Raw genomic sequence first — 17,037 nt, forward strand, 5'->3', positions numbered from 1 at the left:
CTATATTGTGGTCTTATCACAATACAATGTGTTCTTCGAGCGCGGCATACTCGCTCCGATGGCTGTGACGCACTCCGTTCTCGAAATGCGAACGCCGTGGTTCCACAACGCGGCGTACGGTGCGACCCGACAGCACACCGTTACAAATATAATTCTGTAATGGGGTCGGCTATCGATCCGGTATCACAGCGTCAGGCTCGCGTTTGACATGTTGATACTGGCCTCTGTTACGTTCGCGCTTTCCATGACCATGTGAGGGAGTTCGTCGGTGTAGTAGCCGCCGTTGAGCCGACTCGTCGGCCCGGAAACGCTTACCGCGCCCAGAACGTCGCCGTTTTCGCTGCGGATCGGCGCGCCGACGGCCCGGATTCCCGTGATCTCCTCTTCGTTGTTGACCGCGTATCCCTGCTCACGGACACGCTGTAATTCCTCGAGCAGCGTTTCTCGATCGGTGATCGTCTTCTCGGTTTTCCGGACGAGTCCGTAGGCGTCGACGATCTCGTCGACGCGGTCTGCCGGCAAGTGTGCCAGCACGGACTTTCCGGTCGCCGTGAAGTGAAGGTAATCCGGCTTTCGCTCCTTGGTCGTGTGGTACTCGTCCCCGACGGCCTTCTCGCCCGGCACTTTGTAGATGTTCCGTTCGAGGCCGTGTTGTTCGCACATCAGGTGTGCGTACTCGCCGCTCTCCCGAGCGAGGCGGTCGATCGCCGTCCGCCCGTGTTCGAACAGGACGTGGCGGTGTCGAACCGACTTACCCAGGTATAGAAACTCGAGACTGAGGTGGTAGGTGTCGCCGTGTTTGACGACCAGGCGTTTCTGGCGAAGCGTGGCGAGATAGGAGTGAGCGGAGCTCTTGGAGATATCCAGGTGGGTCGCCAGTTCGGTGACGCCGACGCCATCGAGTGTGTCGAGCGCTTCGATGACGTCACAGGCCCGGGCGACCGTCTCGAGGGTCCGCGCGGATGGGTGTCGATCGGAGTGCATGCGTGTTCATAGATCTCATACGACATAGCCGTTCGCATTTGACAAACACACGAAGGCGTTCGTCCCCTCGATCCCGCGGTAACGGCCGGTGAGCAGGGGATATCGCCGTTCAGCCGGATCCAAGACGGGTGGGTACGGTCGCCCGTTCGCATTTCGCGAACCAATCTCGTAGATGGGCGTGTTACTCGAGAGGCGCCCCCAGTTCTTGCCGTCTCGGGTGGACTGCGGACCGCGCCGCGGTCCAACCGGTCCTCGATACCTGTCGGCGTTGGAACGGTATGTGGAACGCAAACACTTAACCCACCACACTTCGCAACGGAGCACTGAGCATGAGGGTCTCTGAGAGGAGGCTTCGAGCGGACCTCGAAGCTACCGCCCAGTTCGGCGCGCGGCCAGCCGCCGACGGGCACGCCAGGACGGTACTGACGGGAACGGACGCCAACCGTCGAGCACGGGAGTACTTGGTTGTTCGACTCGAGGAGGCGGGGTTCACAGTCCGGATCGACGCGGTCGGGAACGTGGTCGGTCGCTGGGTTCCGCCGGGAGCCGATCCATCGGCGGCGCCGGTCGCGACGGGAAGTCACCTCGACTCGGTCCCCGAGGGTGGGATCTTCGACGGCCCCCTCGGCGTGTACGCCGGTCTCGAGGCGGTGCGGACGATCCAGGCGGCCGACCGCCAACTGAAACGCCCCATCGAGGTCGTGTGTTTCACTGAAGAGGAGGGGCAGCGCTTTGGCAATGGGCTGCTCGGGTCGTCGGTCGCGACGGGACGGACCGCCGTCGATGACGCACTCGAACTCGCGGACGAAACCGGGACGACGCTCCGCGAGGGGCTCGACGACATCGGATTCCACGGGGAGGGTCGTCTCGACGCGTCAGCGTGGGACGCCTGGCTCGAAGTGCACGTCGAGCAGGGGACGGTCCTCGAGCGGGCAGACGCGCCTGCAGGGGTCGTCACCTCGATTACGGGGATCACCCACTGCTATCTCGATGTCGAGGGCGAGGCCGACCACGCGGGCTCGACGCCGATGGCCGGCCGAATCGACGCGCTCGCCGCTGCAAGCGAGATCGTCCTCGATATCGAGACGGCGGCGAACCGGCTCGTCTCGACCGAGTCCGCCTCGGCCGTCGGCACGGTGGGCAAGGCGACGGTGTCTCCGAACGCGACGAACGTCATTCCTGGGAAGACCCGCCTCGGTGTCGACATCCGGGACGTCCACGCGGAATCGATCGAAACGCTCGTCTCGGCGCTCGAAGAGAGCGCTGCCCGTGTCGAAGCCGAGCGAGACGTGCATACAACCGTTTCCAGGCCGTACGACATCGCCCCGGAGCCGATGGCCGAGCGGTGTCGGGAGGCGCTCGTCGAGGCAGGTGACGCGACTGGCGTCGAAACCGTGACGTTGCATTCCGGTGCGGCCCACGACACGATGAACGTCGCACGGGTCACCGACGCGGGGTTGTTGTTCGCGCCGTCTCGAGACGGGCTTTCACACAATCCGCGCGAGTGGACCGACTGGACCGACTGCGCCCGCGCGACGACCGTTCTCGCCGAGGCACTCGCTCGACTCGCCGCGACCTGATGTCGGCCGGTGGTCTCATGGCCTCAGGGACGAGTCGTCCCAGTCGACCCATTATCGAATTATTTCTCGAGCGAGCCACGTTCTGGTACACCAATGCATAGATTTATATCCGATAAATATGTGATCAGTAGGTAGGTATGCCAACCCATAACAGTAGCCGAGAGACTGCCGATTTCACGAGCGGGCCCAGCCGTCGCCTGTTCATGAAGGCAGCCGCGGCCGGGGTGCCGATCGCGTTCGCCGGGTGTCTCGGGGACGAGGGCGACGCCGATGTGATAACCGACGACGAAAACGGAGGCGAGGGGGAGACCGATGCGGGGGCGGACGACGGCGATCCGTCCGAGGGCGGGGAACTGCTCTGGGGCGGCAGCGTGCCCGTCCAGAGCCTGGACCCGCACTTCGAGAGCGCCGCAGCCAGTGCCCGCGTTCTCGAGAACGTCACGCAGGGACTCGTCAGGGTGAACTGGGAGTACGAACTCGAGCCGCTGCTCGCCGAATCCTGGGAGAGCTCCGAGGACAACCTCGAACTGACGTTCGACATTCGGGAGGGGGTCCAGTTTCACGACGGCACTGAACTGACCGCCGACGACGTTCACGCCTCGTTCAGCCGGATCGAGGAGCGAGAGGGGCTGGCGGCGGATTACATGGCGCTGGTCGATTCGATGGACGCGCCGGACGACCACACGTTCGTCATGGAACTCAGCGAACCGTTCGCACCGATGCTCTCGCGGATGGCGACCTCGCACATGCACATCGTCACCGCCGAGCAAGCTGAGGAGGACTCGATCACCGAGCCGGTCGGCACCGGACCGTTCGAGTTCGACAGCATGGAGATCGACTCCGAGTTCGTGATGACGAAGTTCGACGACTACTGGGACGACGAACTGCCGTATCTCGACATGATCACCAAACTCGAGATATCGGACGACGACAACCGTCTCAACACGTTCAACGCCGGCGAGGTCGATTTCATCAACGGCGTGCCGCCGCGTCACGCCGACGATCTCGAGGACGATCCGGACATCGACTTCATCCAGCGGTTCCCACAGTCGCTGGTCTACCTCGGGTTGAACTGTGCCGAAGAGCCATTCGACGACATCGACGCCCGACTTGCGCTCGATTACGCCATCGACAAGCAGGAGGTCATGGAGGCAGCGCTGTATGGTCAAGGCCAGGTCGCGGCGAGTCCCGCGGCCCCCGACAGTGAGTGGGAGCATCCCGACCTCGAGCCGCGGTCACAGGATTACGACCTCGCCCGGGAACACCTCGAGGAGGCGGGCTACCCCGACGGGTTCGACGTCTCGTTCCAGATCCCCGAGCAGTACAACGACCAGGTGACCGCCGCCCAGATCATCGAGTCCCAGGCCGCGGAGGTCGGGATCAACCTCGACATCCAGCTCATCACCTGGAGCAACTGGCTTAGTGACGTTTACGAGGAGCGCAACTTCGATGCGACGACCAGCTCCTACCTCGCACTGTGGTTCCCCGACGCCGGCTTCCACCGGCCGTTCCACACCGACGGGGCGTTCTTCTTCACCGGCTGGGAGGACGAGGAGTACAACGACCTCGTCGACGAGGCGCGTCAGTCCTACGACATGGACGAACGGGCGCCGCTGTACCACGAGGCCGCCGAGATCCTACACGAACGCCGGTCGGGGCACATCCTGCTGTACTGGATGCCGACCCTGATGGCGCGGACGCCGAACTACAAGGGCGAGATCATGTCCCCCGACGGCTCCACGTTCCGGTTCGAAGACACCTGGATGGAGTGACATCGATGGAATCGCACGCCTCGCACACCCCACTGATACGCACACCGCATCCCCAATAGATGGCGTTTGCTAGCTACCTCCTCAAGCGTCTCGGGTTCATGGCCGTCACGCTGTTTCTCGTGACGCTGATCACGTTCGGGCTGACCAACATCCTTCCGGGGAACGTCGCCCTATTGATCCTCGGACCGAACGCGAACGAGCAATCGATCGCCCAACTCGAGGCGCAACTCGGTCTCAACCAACCGCTGTACGTCCAGTACATCGAGTGGATCGTCGGGATGCTCCAGGGGGACATGGGCACCTCCCTTCGCTACGGGACGCCCGTCGCCGACCAGATCGCGACCCGCTTGCCGCGGTCGCTGCTGCTCGCGCTCTCGGCGACGGTCATCTCGGTGAGTCTGTCGATCCCGCTGGGCGTCATCGCGGCCGTCAGAAAGAACACGCCAACCGACCTCACCGCGTCGATGCTCGCGTTCATCGGCCTCTCGCTGCCCATCTTCCTGTGGGGGCTGGTGTTCATCTACGTGTTCGCGCTCACCCTGGGCGGGTTCCCCACGCGGGGCTACGTCTCGCCGATGGACAACCCCGTCGCCGCCGCTCACCACCTCGTGTTGCCGGCCAGTGCGATGGGTGTCGCGCTCACCGCCTACATCATGCGTATGACGCGCTCGAGCATGATCGACGAACTGAGCGAAGACTACGTCGAGTTCGCCCGTTCGAAGGGGCTGAGCGAACGCGCGGTGGTCCTTCGCCACGCGCTGAAAAACGCCGCTATTCCCGTGATCACGGTGATCGCGTTCCAGTTCAGCTACGCCTTCGGAGGCGTCGTCGTCTTAGAGGAAGTGTTCTCCTGGCCGGGGATCGGTCGACTGACGCTGACGGCGATCGAGAACCGTGACATCCCCCTCCTGCAGGGGTGTATCATCGTGATCGCACTGATCTACATGGTGTCGAACTTCCTGGCGGATGCGTTCTACGCCTACGTCGATCCGCGGATTCGCTACGGAGGGTCCGAGTAATGTCGACCGAACGCTTCCAGCTGACCGACGAAAAGAAAGCCCACTACGGCCGCTTCGTCAGGCAGTTCCGGCGCAACCAGAAGGCGATGATCGGCCTGCTCATCGTTCTGGGGCTGGTGCTGACGGCGCTGGTCGCGCCCGTTGTCGTTCCGCACAACCCCGAGGCGACCAACGTTCAGGATCGCGAACTCGCACCGTCGCTCGAGCATCCGATGGGGACCGACGATCTCGGCCGCGACATCTTCAGTCGGGTCCTGATGGGCACGCGCATCTCGCTGTACGTCGGATTCCTCTCGATCGGCGCAGCGATGATCATGGGGACGACGATCGGCGTCGTCGCCGGCTACTATCAGGGACTGATCGACGAGGGACTCATGCGCGGAATGGACGCGATGATGTCGTTCCCGCCGATCCTGCTGGCGCTGACCATCGTCGCCGTCCTCGAGCCGAGTTTGAACAACGTGATCCTCGCGTTAGCGCTGGTGTACACGCCGTTCATTGCGAGGGTCGCGCGCAGTGCTGCACTGTCCGTTCGCAACGAATCGTTCGTCGAAGCGGCCGTCGCCCGCGGGGAGAGCGACTCGTACATCATCTTCCGGGAAGTGTTACCCAACTGCGTCGGCCCGCTGCTCGTCCAGGCGTCGATCAACATCGCGTTCACCATGCTGCTCGAGGCGAGCCTCTCGTTCCTCGGGCTCGGCGTCCAGCCGCCGACCCCGTCGTGGGGCCTGATGATCAATCAGGGCTGGGCGTTCATGGGTGATGCGCCGTGGCTGGTGTTCTTCCCGGCCGCCGCCATCGCCGTTGCCGTGATCGGGTTCAACCTGCTCGGCGACGGCCTCCGTGACGTCCTCGATCCGAAGGGGGAGATCATCGAATGACTCAGAGACACACGCCAGACGCCGACCGCACCGCCGGCGAGCCGCTGCTCGCCGTCGAGAACCTCCGCACGCAGTTCCGAACCGAAGACGGCATCGTCACCGCGGTCGACGACGTGTCGTTCAGCCTCGACCGCGGGGAGGTGATGGGGATCGTCGGCGAATCGGGTGCCGGAAAGAGCGTCACCGCGAAGTCGATCATGCGGCTCATCCGCTACCCCGGCGAGATCGTCTCCGGGTCGATCACGTTCGACGGCGACGACCTTCTGGCGTTCTCGGACGCAGAGATGCGAGCCGTCCGCGGGAACAAGATCACGCTCATCCCGCAGGACCCGATGACGTCGCTCAACCCCGTCCTCACGGTCGGCCAGCAGATCATCGAGACGATCCAGCTTCACCAGGACGTCGGCGAGGCCGAGGCGCGCGAGATCGCGATCGAGGCGATGGAAGAAGTCGAGATTCCGGATCCGGCGTCCCGTATCGACGAGTATCCACACGAGTTCTCCGGCGGAATGCGCCAGCGGGTGTTGATCGCCATCGGCCTCGCCTGCGAGCCGGACCTCATCATCGCCGACGAGCCGACAACCGCCCTCGACGTGACGACCCAGGCGAAGATCCTCGAGCTGTTGAACGACCTTCGCGAGAAACGCGGGGTCTCGATCCTGATGATCACGCACAACCTGGGCGTCGTCGCCCAGACCTGCGACCGCGTCGGGGTCATGTACGCCGGCAACCTCGTCGAGACCGGGCGCGTGGTCGACATCTTCGACCGCCCGCGACACCCTTACACCCGCACGCTCATCGACGCCATTCCGGAGGTCGACGCGGACAGAAACCGGCTGTACGCGCTCGGCGGCTCGATGCCGGACCTGCAGAACCTTCCTACGGGGTGTAACTTCGCGCCGCGGTGTCCCCACGCCGTCGAGGCCTGTCGTACCGGCGGCGACCCGGCGCTCGAGCCGGTCGCCGGCGCACCACCGGGGGCACACGCGGCCTGTATCCGGACCGACGAACTCGACCTCTCGGAGCCAGCTATCGAGGAGGGCGTCGAACGGCGCCGGCGCGAGGAACACACTGAACCGTTGCTCGAGGTCCGCAACCTCAAAAAGCACTTCGCGGCCGGTGACGGCCTGTTCGGAAACCTCTCGCTGGCCCGGACCGACGGCGGCGGACTGACCCTCGAGCGCAAGTACGTCAAGGCGGTCGACGGCGTGAGCTTCACGATCAATCGCGGGGAGACCGTCGGGCTCGTCGGCGAGAGCGGCTGTGGCAAGTCGACGGTGGCGAGAACCGTGATGCAACTGCTCGAGCCGACCGCGGGAGAGGTGTACTTCGACGGCCACCCGCTGCACGACCTCGGCAAAAAGGAGATCCGCAGCCTTCGCCAGGAGATGCAGATCATCTTCCAGGATCCCAAGAGCTCGCTCAACCCGCGGAAAACCGTCGGACAGATCATCGGCCGCGGGATGGAGAAACACGACATCGCGACGGGGAACGAAAAACGCGAGCGCATCAAGGAACTGCTCGAGCGCGTTGGCCTCCAGGCGAGCGACATCGACAAGTACCCCCACCAGTTCTCCGGCGGCCAGCAACAACGGGTCGCCATCGCGAACGCGCTGGCGGTGGAACCCGACCTCATCGTCTGTGACGAACCCGTCAGCGCACTCGACGTGAGTGTGCAGGCCCAGATCCTCAACCTGCTCGACGACATCCAGGATGAGTTCGGCCTCGCGTACCTGTTCATCTCGCACAACATTAGCGTCGTCCAGCACCTCTGTGACCGCGTGGCGGTGATGTACCTCGGGAAGATCGCCGAGTTCGGAACGGTCGCGGACGTCTTCGAGCCGCCGTACCACCCCTACACCGAGAGCCTGCTGTCGGCGGTCCCCCACGCCGACCCGACCCGTGACACCGAGCGAATCCTGCTCGAGGGGACCGTACCCAGCCCGCTGGACCCGCCACAGGGGTGTTCGTTCCACACCCGCTGTCCGAAGAAGATCGGAGCCGAGTGCGAGGCCGACGACCCGCTCCCCGAGCCGGTCGACGAAGACGGCATCCACCGGATCGCCTGTCACCTCTCGCTCGAGGAGATGAGCCAGCCCGTCCACGACCGCCCGCCTGCCGCATCGGAGCACGAGGGGCCGTGACGTTCTCGATCTGTGCGTCAGTCGACGGGCGTCACGGCGTCGCGGTCGCCACGAAGGCGATCGCAGTGGGTTCGACCGCGCCGTTCGTTTCTCGGACGGGTGCGGTCTGCACGCAGGCGATGACCAGCACGCCCCTCGGAGTGCGGACGATTCGGGCGCTCGAGACCGGCGAGCCGATCCGCGAAGCGATCGAAGAGCGCCTCGAGGCGGACCCGCACGCGTCGGTTCGTCAGATTCACGGGGTCGACGCTCGAGGCGGTACCGCCGCGGTGACCGGCGACGAGTGCGTTCCCGTAGCGGATGACCGGATCGGTGCGGAGTATACCGTCGCCGGAAACATGCTGACGGGCGCTGACGTCCTCGATGCGATGGCGACGGCGTTCGAGTCGACCGATGGAGAACCGCTCGATGATCGGTTGCTGGCAGCGCTGCGGGCCGGTTCAGACGCCGGGGGAGACAAACGCGGTGACCACGCACAGAGCAGTGCTCTCGCGGTGTTCGACCCCGAGGAACCACACCTCGCACACGATCTCAGGGTAGACGAACACGACGACGCCGTTGCGGAACTGACTCGTGTGCACGACCTCGCCACGTCGGTCGGCACGGAGTGGGCAGAGCGCTATCCGCGGGCGGATCTCCAGCGGTACCCGCCACGGTCCTAGCTGAACTGAGCGTTTTCAGGGGCCAGTATTCTCTCACTGTGGTCGAATACATCGAACTTCCCGCTTTACCTACGGCCTGTAGTAAAAACATTGGTAACTGACTCTTGTGAGAGTATTGAAGATAAATAGCAATACAACTACGATCTCATCATCTACATTCTATCCTGAATTTAGTAAACGAACCTACCTGTACTGTGTGATGATTATCGACGAGTGATGATTCAAGGGTACGAGCGAAAAGGGAAGTGAGCACATTCATAACATTTTCATCGACTATTATTGGATCCTCCTGGGCGAGTTCGTGCGATCTATGGTGACGACTGATTCGATTTACAACTGCTTGCAGTGGAACGGTGCGGGCTGGTGGAATCTTGCCTGCCCGGGCCGGTAGATCGTTAGCGAGTGTGCACTGATTGTCTGTGCTACTATAGAATCCGTAGTTCTACCGAGTGAATAGTATTGTGGATTTTTGTCATCACAACACACGGCAATCAAAAACATATTCCTTCACTGATGGTTTGGACACGTTACGAGCGCGGCACGGAATCTGGACCCACACCGACCGTGATTCGTCGTTCAGAACCAATCGATGGATTCTCCGTAACGGGTCGTATCGCCCGCCCCGACGGAACCACGAGTGCGAGTTCCAAGGCGATGGCAAATCCGGACCGGGTGAGCCGCCTATACCCGATCTGGATCAGAAACACTCGTGTTCTGGACTTATCGAACCTCGCCCCAGGTCCCGACGAGTTCGCCGCCGACGAACCGGCGCTGCTGGAAGCCGAGAGCGTTACAGAGCATGGTGTGACCCATGAACGACACCGCGTAATCAGCCATTCCGAACGGATGGAGTTCGCGCTGGTTCGCTGGCGGGAGGACCGATCCAATAACGTTGATCTCCGAATCTCCGGCCGAAAGCGAGCCAGCTGCGACCCCCTCTCCGCCCGTGCCGCTCATCTGCCCGGCGATCGCTGCCTCGTCTTCGAAGACGTCGTCGTCGATGACCGTCGCCGGCTGGTCGTTCGTGTTCGGTACGTAGCCCACCTGTGGGCTCTTCCAAATCTCGAACTGGAGTTCTCTGATGCCATCGAGCAGGTAGTGCTCGAAGTTTCGATCGAGCAGGTTCGCGATACCGACCTCGACGGTCTTGATGTCGTCGGCGGTGATGGCTGCAGCCTGACCGACGTTGAGTTCGGCTAACAGGTAGAGTCCCGTGTCGGTGAGCACGAGATCGCCCCCGGCCTCGACGAAGTCCTCGATCGCCGCGATGTAACGCTCGTCGTGGCGCCCGACGTCGTGGGAGATCACCAGCTTGTCGTAGTGACGCTTGCCGGAGCGGCCTCGCAGGAGGCGGCCGACGCGGACGTCGTGGACTCGCAGTCCGTCCATCGCACCGTCCTCGAGGTAAGGTTCGAGGTCGGCGAAGAACTGCATCGGATTGACGACGTACTCCCGCTGGGCGTAGCCGAAGGCTTCCTCGGGGTCGGGGTGTTCCTCGTCGCTCTCGATGGTGACGAACTCGGCTTCGAGGTCGCCCTCGCCGTCGAACTCGATCGACCACTCACCCGTCTCAGGACCGGGAACGTAGAAGCTCGTCTCGTCACTCTCGGCGAGGTCGATCGTTCGGACGACCTGGCCGCTGGGGTTGACTAGGGTGACGACGCCGGACTCGAGTCCGTCGGTGTCGACCTGGGCTGCCAGTGAGTGGGTTCGCCCGGTCGCGGCCGTCCCGGCGCGTCCCCTTGGACCGGGCTGGACGGTTTCGTGGCGGCGCTGTACCTCGGTCGCACGTCCTCCCCCGGGCCCCTCGTCGGTGTGAGAGAGGTCCGCCGACGAGCGCGTCAGCGCGTCAGTGGTCACGTAGGCCGTGTCTTGGTCGCCGGTGGCTACCGTCGCGTCGGTGTCGGCGGCGGTCAGTTCGGCATACTCGCGCATCGAGATTCGGTAGGCTGTCTCCAGGTGGCGCTCGATGTACGGCCGCCAGTTCGTTGCGTCGCGCATCCCCAGTTCGGGCGCGACCGTCACGGCGCCGAGGCCGCCGAACTCCTCGGGCTGGCCGGCCCAACCGAGCAGTCCGCCGGTGATGTTGTACCCCAGGGAATCGTAGATCGAGCCGTAATCGAACAGCGTCTCGGGGACGTAGTTCGACCGCCAGCTCGTGTCCTGGCCGGCCCGGATGGTGTCGTCGGCGATGGCCTCGGGACTGCCCCAGTGAGCTTCCATCCCGGCACCGATCCGCCGGTTCACCTCGTCTAAGTTGTGCGTGCCGTCGTGATCGTAGGCCGCGTTGGACTCGAGGTTCAACACCATCTGGCTCGCCCACCCCATCATGTGGTAGTCACAGAGGTACTCCACGTTGTCGTACTCTCGGAGGTGGCCGACGGTCGCCAGCGCATCCGGAACGATGTCCGCATACCCTACGTCGTAGCCGGGGCGCACCTCGGGGGCGGTATCGGGATCGGCGGGCCAGAACGACGGGTTCGCCCAGCCGATCGTCGGGTACTGTCGGTTCGTGTCGACCAGCGAGGCGTTCCCGCGGTAGTGTGAGAGCTGGTTCGGGCTGTAGTACTGGGGCTTCCGGATGGTCCAGCCGTCCGGATTGATGTAGACGTAGATGATGACGATGTCGTCGAGGAGGTGGTTGAAATCGGCCGCCTCGCCTCCGGCTGCTTGCTCGAGGATACGACTACCGGCTTCGACGCCTGCGCGCTCATTGCCGTGGATGCCGACGATGAACACCGCCTTCTCCTTCTCGGCGAACGACTCGTCGTCCCGAACGTCGTTCGTCAACTCCGCGACGTAGATGTCCCTGGGGTCGGGATCCTCCCCGGTGAAGACGTTCTCCCAGCCCGGCCCCTGGCCGATACGGTGGACCCGGACCATGTCGGGGTGTTCGGCCTCGAGGTGCTCGAGCGCCTGTCCGGCCTCCTCGTGAGAGATCCAGTCGCGGGCGTTTTCGACGGTCGGGAACACGCCGTCGGCGTACGGATCGTCGAGCTTCCAGAACGGGTTCGAGCCTGGCGAGAAGTCGACGAACTCGATGCCGTCGAACTCCGCGAGCGCGTACTCGAGTTCGTCGGCCGTGAGATACGCGTGGGCCGCCGGCTTCGGTTCCTTTCGGATAACCGCCTTCTCCGCACGAAGGTTCTTGTCGATGTCCCAGTCGGGCTCGCCGAACTCGTCGTAGAACGCCGCCGCTGCGTCCCCGTCTGCGAACTGGATGACGAGCGTCGCTGCGTACGACTCGGGTGTGGCGTTGACGGCGAACGCCGCGATATCGGTGACTCGATCGTCGCTGACCGCTGCGGTAACAGTCCCTGGAAGGGTGAGTGCAGCCCCCGTGGCGGCCGCGACACTCAAGAACGTTCGGCGGCCGATGGTACTCTCCTCGAACTCGCTTTCCGTTAGGTCCACGGCCTCCTCGTAGGTGTAACGATCTGGAGTGGCTCGTGGTGGTGCTCGGTTGTGATGGGATTCGTTGCTCATGGTGACTTGGTGTGGTAATCAACCACACGTTCAGCAGAACACTACAGTCACATGGTCGTGACTGTCTCTCTCAACCAGTGAGCATTACCGCAAGAGATATTACCAATAGTACTCGAACTTTCGAATACGGTTTTCGACGGACAGTATGCCTGAAGAACCACACCGGTGGACACTCGACGGCCCTTACGAAACGGAACGAGAGACGTGGAGTTACGTTCTGGTAACCTTCATGGTTACTCAGACGTTCGTGATAGGCTTTGACGCTTGACAGTGTGTGCTCCTCACATGGTACTTCACTTCGGAAAGGCCACGGGGATTTTCGTGCGGACGATGCCGTTCGTCCTGCTTCGGATGGCGATCGGCCTCCTGCTCGGGCTGGTTTCGATTCTGTACTTCGGAATCGTCATCGGATTCGGATACATGCTTCTCGACGCAGGGACGATCTCCGGAGGAATCGGAGCGATCGGGTTGCTCCTCGCGATCCTGATCTTCATCGGTGCCTGGCGTCTCATCAGCAGATACATCCTGTACCTAGTGACGGCCGGGCACATCGCCGTCATCGCACACATCGTCGACACCGGCGAGGTTCCCTCGAACCAGATTCGATTCGGGAAATCAAAGGTGCGAGCACAGTTCACGGAAGCGAGCGCCCTGTTCGCCGTCGATCAGCTGGTGAAGGCGGTTATTAGGCAGTTCAACGGACGAGTTGTCTCGTTTTCGAACCTGTTTTCGTTCTCCTCCGGACTCCGCAACCTCATCCGATTGGTCGGTCGTGCGGTCGCCATCGCCGCCTCCTACATCGACGAGGCGATCATCGCCTACATGTTTACGACCGACGAGGAGAACACCTGGCGAGCGGCCAGAGACGGTGTCGTGCTCTACGGAAAGAACTGGAAACCCGTGCTCGGCTCCACGTTGCTAATCGTGCTCGGACTGTACGCAGCGACGTTCGTCCTGCTGTTGGCGTTGACGCCGCTGGCGAGCGTTATCGGCGGCCTCTCGAGTACGCTCGAGGTCGTTAGCTGGGTAGTCGTTGCCGGCCTGTTGCTCACCGTCTACACCGGCTTCTTCAAGCCCTGGGTGAAGACCGTCGTGATCACTACGTTCCTCCTCGAGGCCCAGGGGGACACCCCCGACAGCGAGGCCGTCGACCGGATCGCGAGTCGCTCGGCGAAGTTCAGAGAGCTCACACAGAAAGCCGAGGCAGGCGGAGAGACGGACGCCACCGTAGACCAGCCACGGGAGGGGCCGGCACGCGGACAGCGCGGATTCTGACGTTCGACCGTTTCATGCCTGGATGTTCCACTGAACCGGTTCAGATTGTCGATTCGGTCAACTACCCGACGATTCGGTTGGATATCAGGGTTTATCCCAGTACAGAAACCACGAACTACCTGCTGCAGGGATATGCCGAAAATCGGGAGATCAGACGCGGAGTTTCAAGATACTCTTGAGAGTATTATAGATATATACCACTAGTTATAATAAACCTGGAGGAAACGTAGGTCACCCCAAGTCAGATTAGCTGATCAGGCGTCATGGAATCCTGCGATTTCGGTAAAGGAGTAGCGAACGTTCTGGGTCGTGCTGCCGCCACTCGAGAATATTCCCTCGATGACGGTGAGGTCATCGTTCGAGTAGGGATAGGATGGATCCTCGAACCGGCCACGCGTCCATTCGCTCCCATCGGCGTTTAGCGTGACCAGGTAGGTGTCGGCTTCGAGCCCATTGTCGGGACTCATATCGAACGTACTCCCTGCTTGTAGGTCGGAGACGTCCTTTTCGACGACGACATCCCCGCTGGAAGCATCACGAACCCGGCAGGTGGTGAACCCGGCACTGTTTCGTGAGATTGTCAACCGAATGCCGGAGAGTTCCTGCTCGGCCTCGATGTGGATTCCGTTCTCGTTCGACGAGGAATTTGCGTTGTTGTCGGTACCGAGGTCGACACCGTCACCCGTTTCCGGCCCATCCGCTGCTGCGATCGAAGTGAAGGAGTAACGAACGTTCTTAGTCGTGCTACCGCCGCTCGAGTAGATCCCTTCGATGACGGTGAGATCGTCGTTCGAGTAGGGGTAGGATGGATCCTCGAACCGACCACGCGTCCATTCGCTCCCGTCGGCATCCAGCGTGACTAGATAGGTGTCGGCCTCGAGTCCACCGGCGGGACCGATTTCGAAGGTGTCGCCGGCCTGCAAGTTGGAGACGTCCTTTTCGACGACGACATTCCCGCTGGAAGCATCACGAACCCGGCAAGTGGTGAACCCGACACTGTTCTGTGAGATCGTCAACCGAATGCCGGGGAGTTCCTGCTCGGCCTCGATGTGAATTCCGTTTTCGTTGGTCGTCGAATTCGCGTTGTTGTCTATCCCGAGATCGATTCCACTGCCGGTTCCCGTCCCATCACCGACTGCGATTTCAGTGAAGGAGTAGCGAACGTTCTGGGTCGTACTGCCACCGCTTGTGTAGATCCCTTCGATGACAGTGAGGTCGTCGTTCGAGTAGGGGTAAGACGGGCTCTCGAACCGGCCACGCGTCCATTCGCTCCCATCGGCGTTTAGCGTGACCAGGTATGTACCGGCCTCGAGTCCATCGGCGGGGCCGATCTCGAAAGTATCTCCTGCCTGCAGGTAAGAGACGTCCTGTTCAGCGACGACGTCCAAGCTGCTTGGGTCGCGGAGTCGGCAGGTGGTGAACCCGGCGCTGTTTTGCGAGATCGTCAACTGGATGCCGGGGATTTCCTCCTCGACCTCGATGTGGATTCCATTCTCGTTGGTCGTCGAATCCGCGTTGTTGTCGGTCCCAAGATCGATCGGGCCATCACTGCCGCCGTCATCGTCATCGTCGTCGTCGTCTCCGTCTTCATGATCGAAATAGAAATTCGGCAAGTCATCTTCGGTTAGTGAGCCAAGTCCGAGATCACTCGCATCCAGGATTTCGTCTTCGTAGCTCTGTCCGTCGTGATAGATGGTATTCCCCGATCCGACGTTGAACTCATTACCACCACCCTCGACGTAGTTTTCACCTTCGAGATAGAGCTCGCCGTTGTTTCCGCCCCCGCCCCACGTTCCGACATAGAAGGTGTTCGATGCTGAGGCCTCGTCGAGCACGAAACAGTCGTTGAACGTGATCTGAGGGGCGTCGCCGGGCGCATCAATCCGGAGCGGGGCGTTGTTACCACTCTTGATGTGGAACGAACACTGCTCGAACAGGATATCTTCCGTCTCATTACGCAACTCGAGAGCATTATTCCCCCAGTTGTTACCTTCGGCGACGACCTCGAGTCCGTGGATCTCACAATCCCAGACGACGTCGCCGACGAACGGTGTCCCGTTTTGGTATTCGTGGTAGTAGTCGTTGTTCACCTCCGCGCGACCGCCGATAATTCTGTCGTGCTCCGAAGGACGGAAGTTGCCACGTGCACAATTGACTGCCTCACAGTTCCAGAGGATGGTTCTGCCCGACGAGTTCTGGGTATAGTAGCCGTTCCCGGCCCAGTTTGCGATATAACAGTCTTTGAAGACGTTATACCCCTCGTGGTTGGGGTCTGCGTGCAGCGCGTAGGCATGATCAGTATGATCGACGCCCGGTTCGCCGTCGACGTCGGTGCCACCGTCGGGCATGTTGACGTTTTCGACGAGTGCTTCACCGCCGTCGGACACCTGCACTAAGAACGTGGTCCAGCCACCTTGGGACTCGTATCCGCTGCCGAGGTCTTGCATCCGGTGGCGAGAGCCCTCGAGCGTGACATCTTTGATCCACAATTCATCGCCCGCAGTGGTGTACACGAGACCGATATCGGTCGATCCCGTTGACGGGTCCTCTGTAATATCGAAGGTAACCCCCTCGAGCACGAACGTGCTTGGCTGACCCGAAAAGAGGACGCCGTGGGAAATCCCCTCGCCGCGACCAACGTAGTGGATCCGCGCGCCATCGCCGACAATGCCGATCGTACCGCTCATATCGGCACTTGACTCGACCTCGTAGGTGCCATCGCCGACGTCAACCAGCGCCCCGTTCGCCGAGGCCTCATTCACCAGTTCCATGAGGTCGCCGGAGCGGTTATCGTAGTCGCTGGCGTCCCAGAGTTCCCAGTCGTCGTCCTCGCGAAAGTTTGGCTTGGATTGCCAGATGTCGTACGCCCGGTCTGGGACCTCCGGCGAGAGATTAATGTCCTCGTTGGACTCGCTAGTTGCGGACGCGCTCGTTGATTTCGTCCCGTATGAAAGACCTAGTAGAGACGCACCAATGCTGGCCCCACTGGCCCTCAAATAATCGCGTCGTGCTAATTTATCAGATTCCCAATTTTCGTTCTGTTCCACTTTCCTATCGCTGTCTTTCACATTCTCGACCATACATTATCTCTATTGGTAATAGCAATTGTAAATACTTTCTCAAGAAATGTGTAATGACGTGTGAAATGATGATTCGGATGAGTGTGAACACGTGAGTGCTCACGGCTGTATCAACTACTGTCACAGAGCACTCTGAACCGGACAGGTTCACTTT

General features: G+C 61.7%; 10 protein-coding genes. 7 read left to right on the forward strand and 3 right to left on the reverse strand.

Annotated features, from left to right (window positions below):
• Positions 1-183: 183 nt before the first annotated feature.
• Complete coding sequence (locus AC6I6S_RS16975; protein WP_497951792.1) at positions 184-984, reverse strand: IclR family transcriptional regulator; 801 nt, start codon at positions 982-984, stop codon at positions 184-186.
• A 329-nt stretch (positions 985-1,313) separates the two neighbouring features.
• Here AC6I6S_RS16975 and AC6I6S_RS16980 point away from each other — a divergent pair, with 329 nt between their 5' ends.
• The 6 genes from AC6I6S_RS16980 (at position 1,314) to AC6I6S_RS17005 (ending at position 9,042) form a co-directional block, all read left to right on the forward strand.
• Positions 1,314-2,564: a M20 family metallo-hydrolase gene (locus AC6I6S_RS16980; RefSeq protein WP_497951793.1), complete on the forward strand. Its 1,251-nt coding sequence runs from the start codon at positions 1,314-1,316 to the stop codon at positions 2,562-2,564.
• Positions 2,565-2,701: 137 nt separating this feature from the next.
• Positions 2,702-4,336, forward strand: coding sequence for an ABC transporter substrate-binding protein (locus AC6I6S_RS16985; protein ID WP_497951794.1), 1,635 nt, complete (start codon positions 2,702-2,704; stop codon positions 4,334-4,336).
• Positions 4,337-4,395: 59 nt separating this feature from the next.
• A complete protein-coding gene (locus AC6I6S_RS16990) occupies positions 4,396-5,355 on the forward strand; it encodes an ABC transporter permease (protein ID WP_497951796.1) in 960 nt (319 codons plus the stop codon).
• Complete coding sequence (locus tag AC6I6S_RS16995; RefSeq protein WP_497951797.1) at positions 5,355-6,236, forward strand: ABC transporter permease; 882 nt, start codon at positions 5,355-5,357, stop codon at positions 6,234-6,236. The genes AC6I6S_RS16990 and AC6I6S_RS16995 overlap by 1 nt, the downstream gene beginning before the upstream one ends.
• Entirely contained in the window at positions 6,233-8,380 is a 2,148-nt protein-coding gene (locus AC6I6S_RS17000; RefSeq protein WP_497951798.1) for an ABC transporter ATP-binding protein, read from the forward strand. Before AC6I6S_RS16995 ends, AC6I6S_RS17000 begins: the two co-directional genes overlap by 4 nt.
• A complete protein-coding gene (locus AC6I6S_RS17005) occupies positions 8,377-9,042 on the forward strand; it encodes a DUF1028 domain-containing protein (RefSeq protein WP_497951800.1) in 666 nt (221 codons plus the stop codon). Before AC6I6S_RS17000 ends, AC6I6S_RS17005 begins: the two co-directional genes overlap by 4 nt.
• A 720-nt stretch (positions 9,043-9,762) precedes the next feature.
• Here the strand turns inward: AC6I6S_RS17005 and AC6I6S_RS17010 are convergent.
• A complete protein-coding gene (locus tag AC6I6S_RS17010) occupies positions 9,763-12,528 on the reverse strand; it encodes a M14 family zinc carboxypeptidase (protein ID WP_497951801.1) in 2,766 nt (921 codons plus the stop codon).
• Positions 12,529-12,813: 285 nt separating this feature from the next.
• Between AC6I6S_RS17010 and AC6I6S_RS17015 the strand changes: the two genes are divergently transcribed.
• A complete protein-coding gene (locus AC6I6S_RS17015; RefSeq protein WP_497951802.1) occupies positions 12,814-13,803 on the forward strand; it encodes a hypothetical protein in 990 nt (329 codons plus the stop codon).
• 254 nt (positions 13,804-14,057) lie between these two features.
• On the opposite strand, the gene AC6I6S_RS17020 is transcribed toward AC6I6S_RS17015, so the two are convergent.
• On the reverse strand, positions 14,058-16,883 hold the full coding sequence (locus AC6I6S_RS17020; RefSeq protein WP_497951804.1) for a hypothetical protein: 2,826 nt from the start codon (positions 16,881-16,883) through the stop codon (positions 14,058-14,060).
• Between the last annotated feature and the right edge of the window lie 154 nt (positions 16,884-17,037).

It is taken from the genome of Natrononativus sp. DTA114, assembly GCF_059736515.1.

Bases quoted from the DNA above. Each gene is read 5' to 3' on its own strand.
- AC6I6S_RS16985 (WP_497951794.1), top strand. From the start codon at position 2,702: ATGCCAACCCATAACAGTAGCCGAGAGACTGCCGATTTCACGAGCGGG.
- AC6I6S_RS17020 (WP_497951804.1), bottom strand. From the start codon at position 16,883: ATGGTCGAGAATGTGAAAGACAGCGATAGGAAAGTGGAACAGAACGAA.
- AC6I6S_RS16995 (WP_497951797.1), top strand. From the start codon at position 5,355: ATGTCGACCGAACGCTTCCAGCTGACCGACGAAAAGAAAGCCCACTAC.
- AC6I6S_RS17010 (WP_497951801.1), bottom strand. From the start codon at position 12,528: ATGAGCAACGAATCCCATCACAACCGAGCACCACCACGAGCCACTCCA.
- AC6I6S_RS17015 (WP_497951802.1), top strand. From the start codon at position 12,814: ATGGTACTTCACTTCGGAAAGGCCACGGGGATTTTCGTGCGGACGATG.
- AC6I6S_RS16990 (WP_497951796.1), top strand. From the start codon at position 4,396: ATGGCGTTTGCTAGCTACCTCCTCAAGCGTCTCGGGTTCATGGCCGTC.
- AC6I6S_RS16975 (WP_497951792.1), bottom strand. From the start codon at position 984: ATGCACTCCGATCGACACCCATCCGCGCGGACCCTCGAGACGGTCGCC.
- AC6I6S_RS16980 (WP_497951793.1), top strand. From the start codon at position 1,314: ATGAGGGTCTCTGAGAGGAGGCTTCGAGCGGACCTCGAAGCTACCGCC.
- AC6I6S_RS17000 (WP_497951798.1), top strand. From the start codon at position 6,233: ATGACTCAGAGACACACGCCAGACGCCGACCGCACCGCCGGCGAGCCG.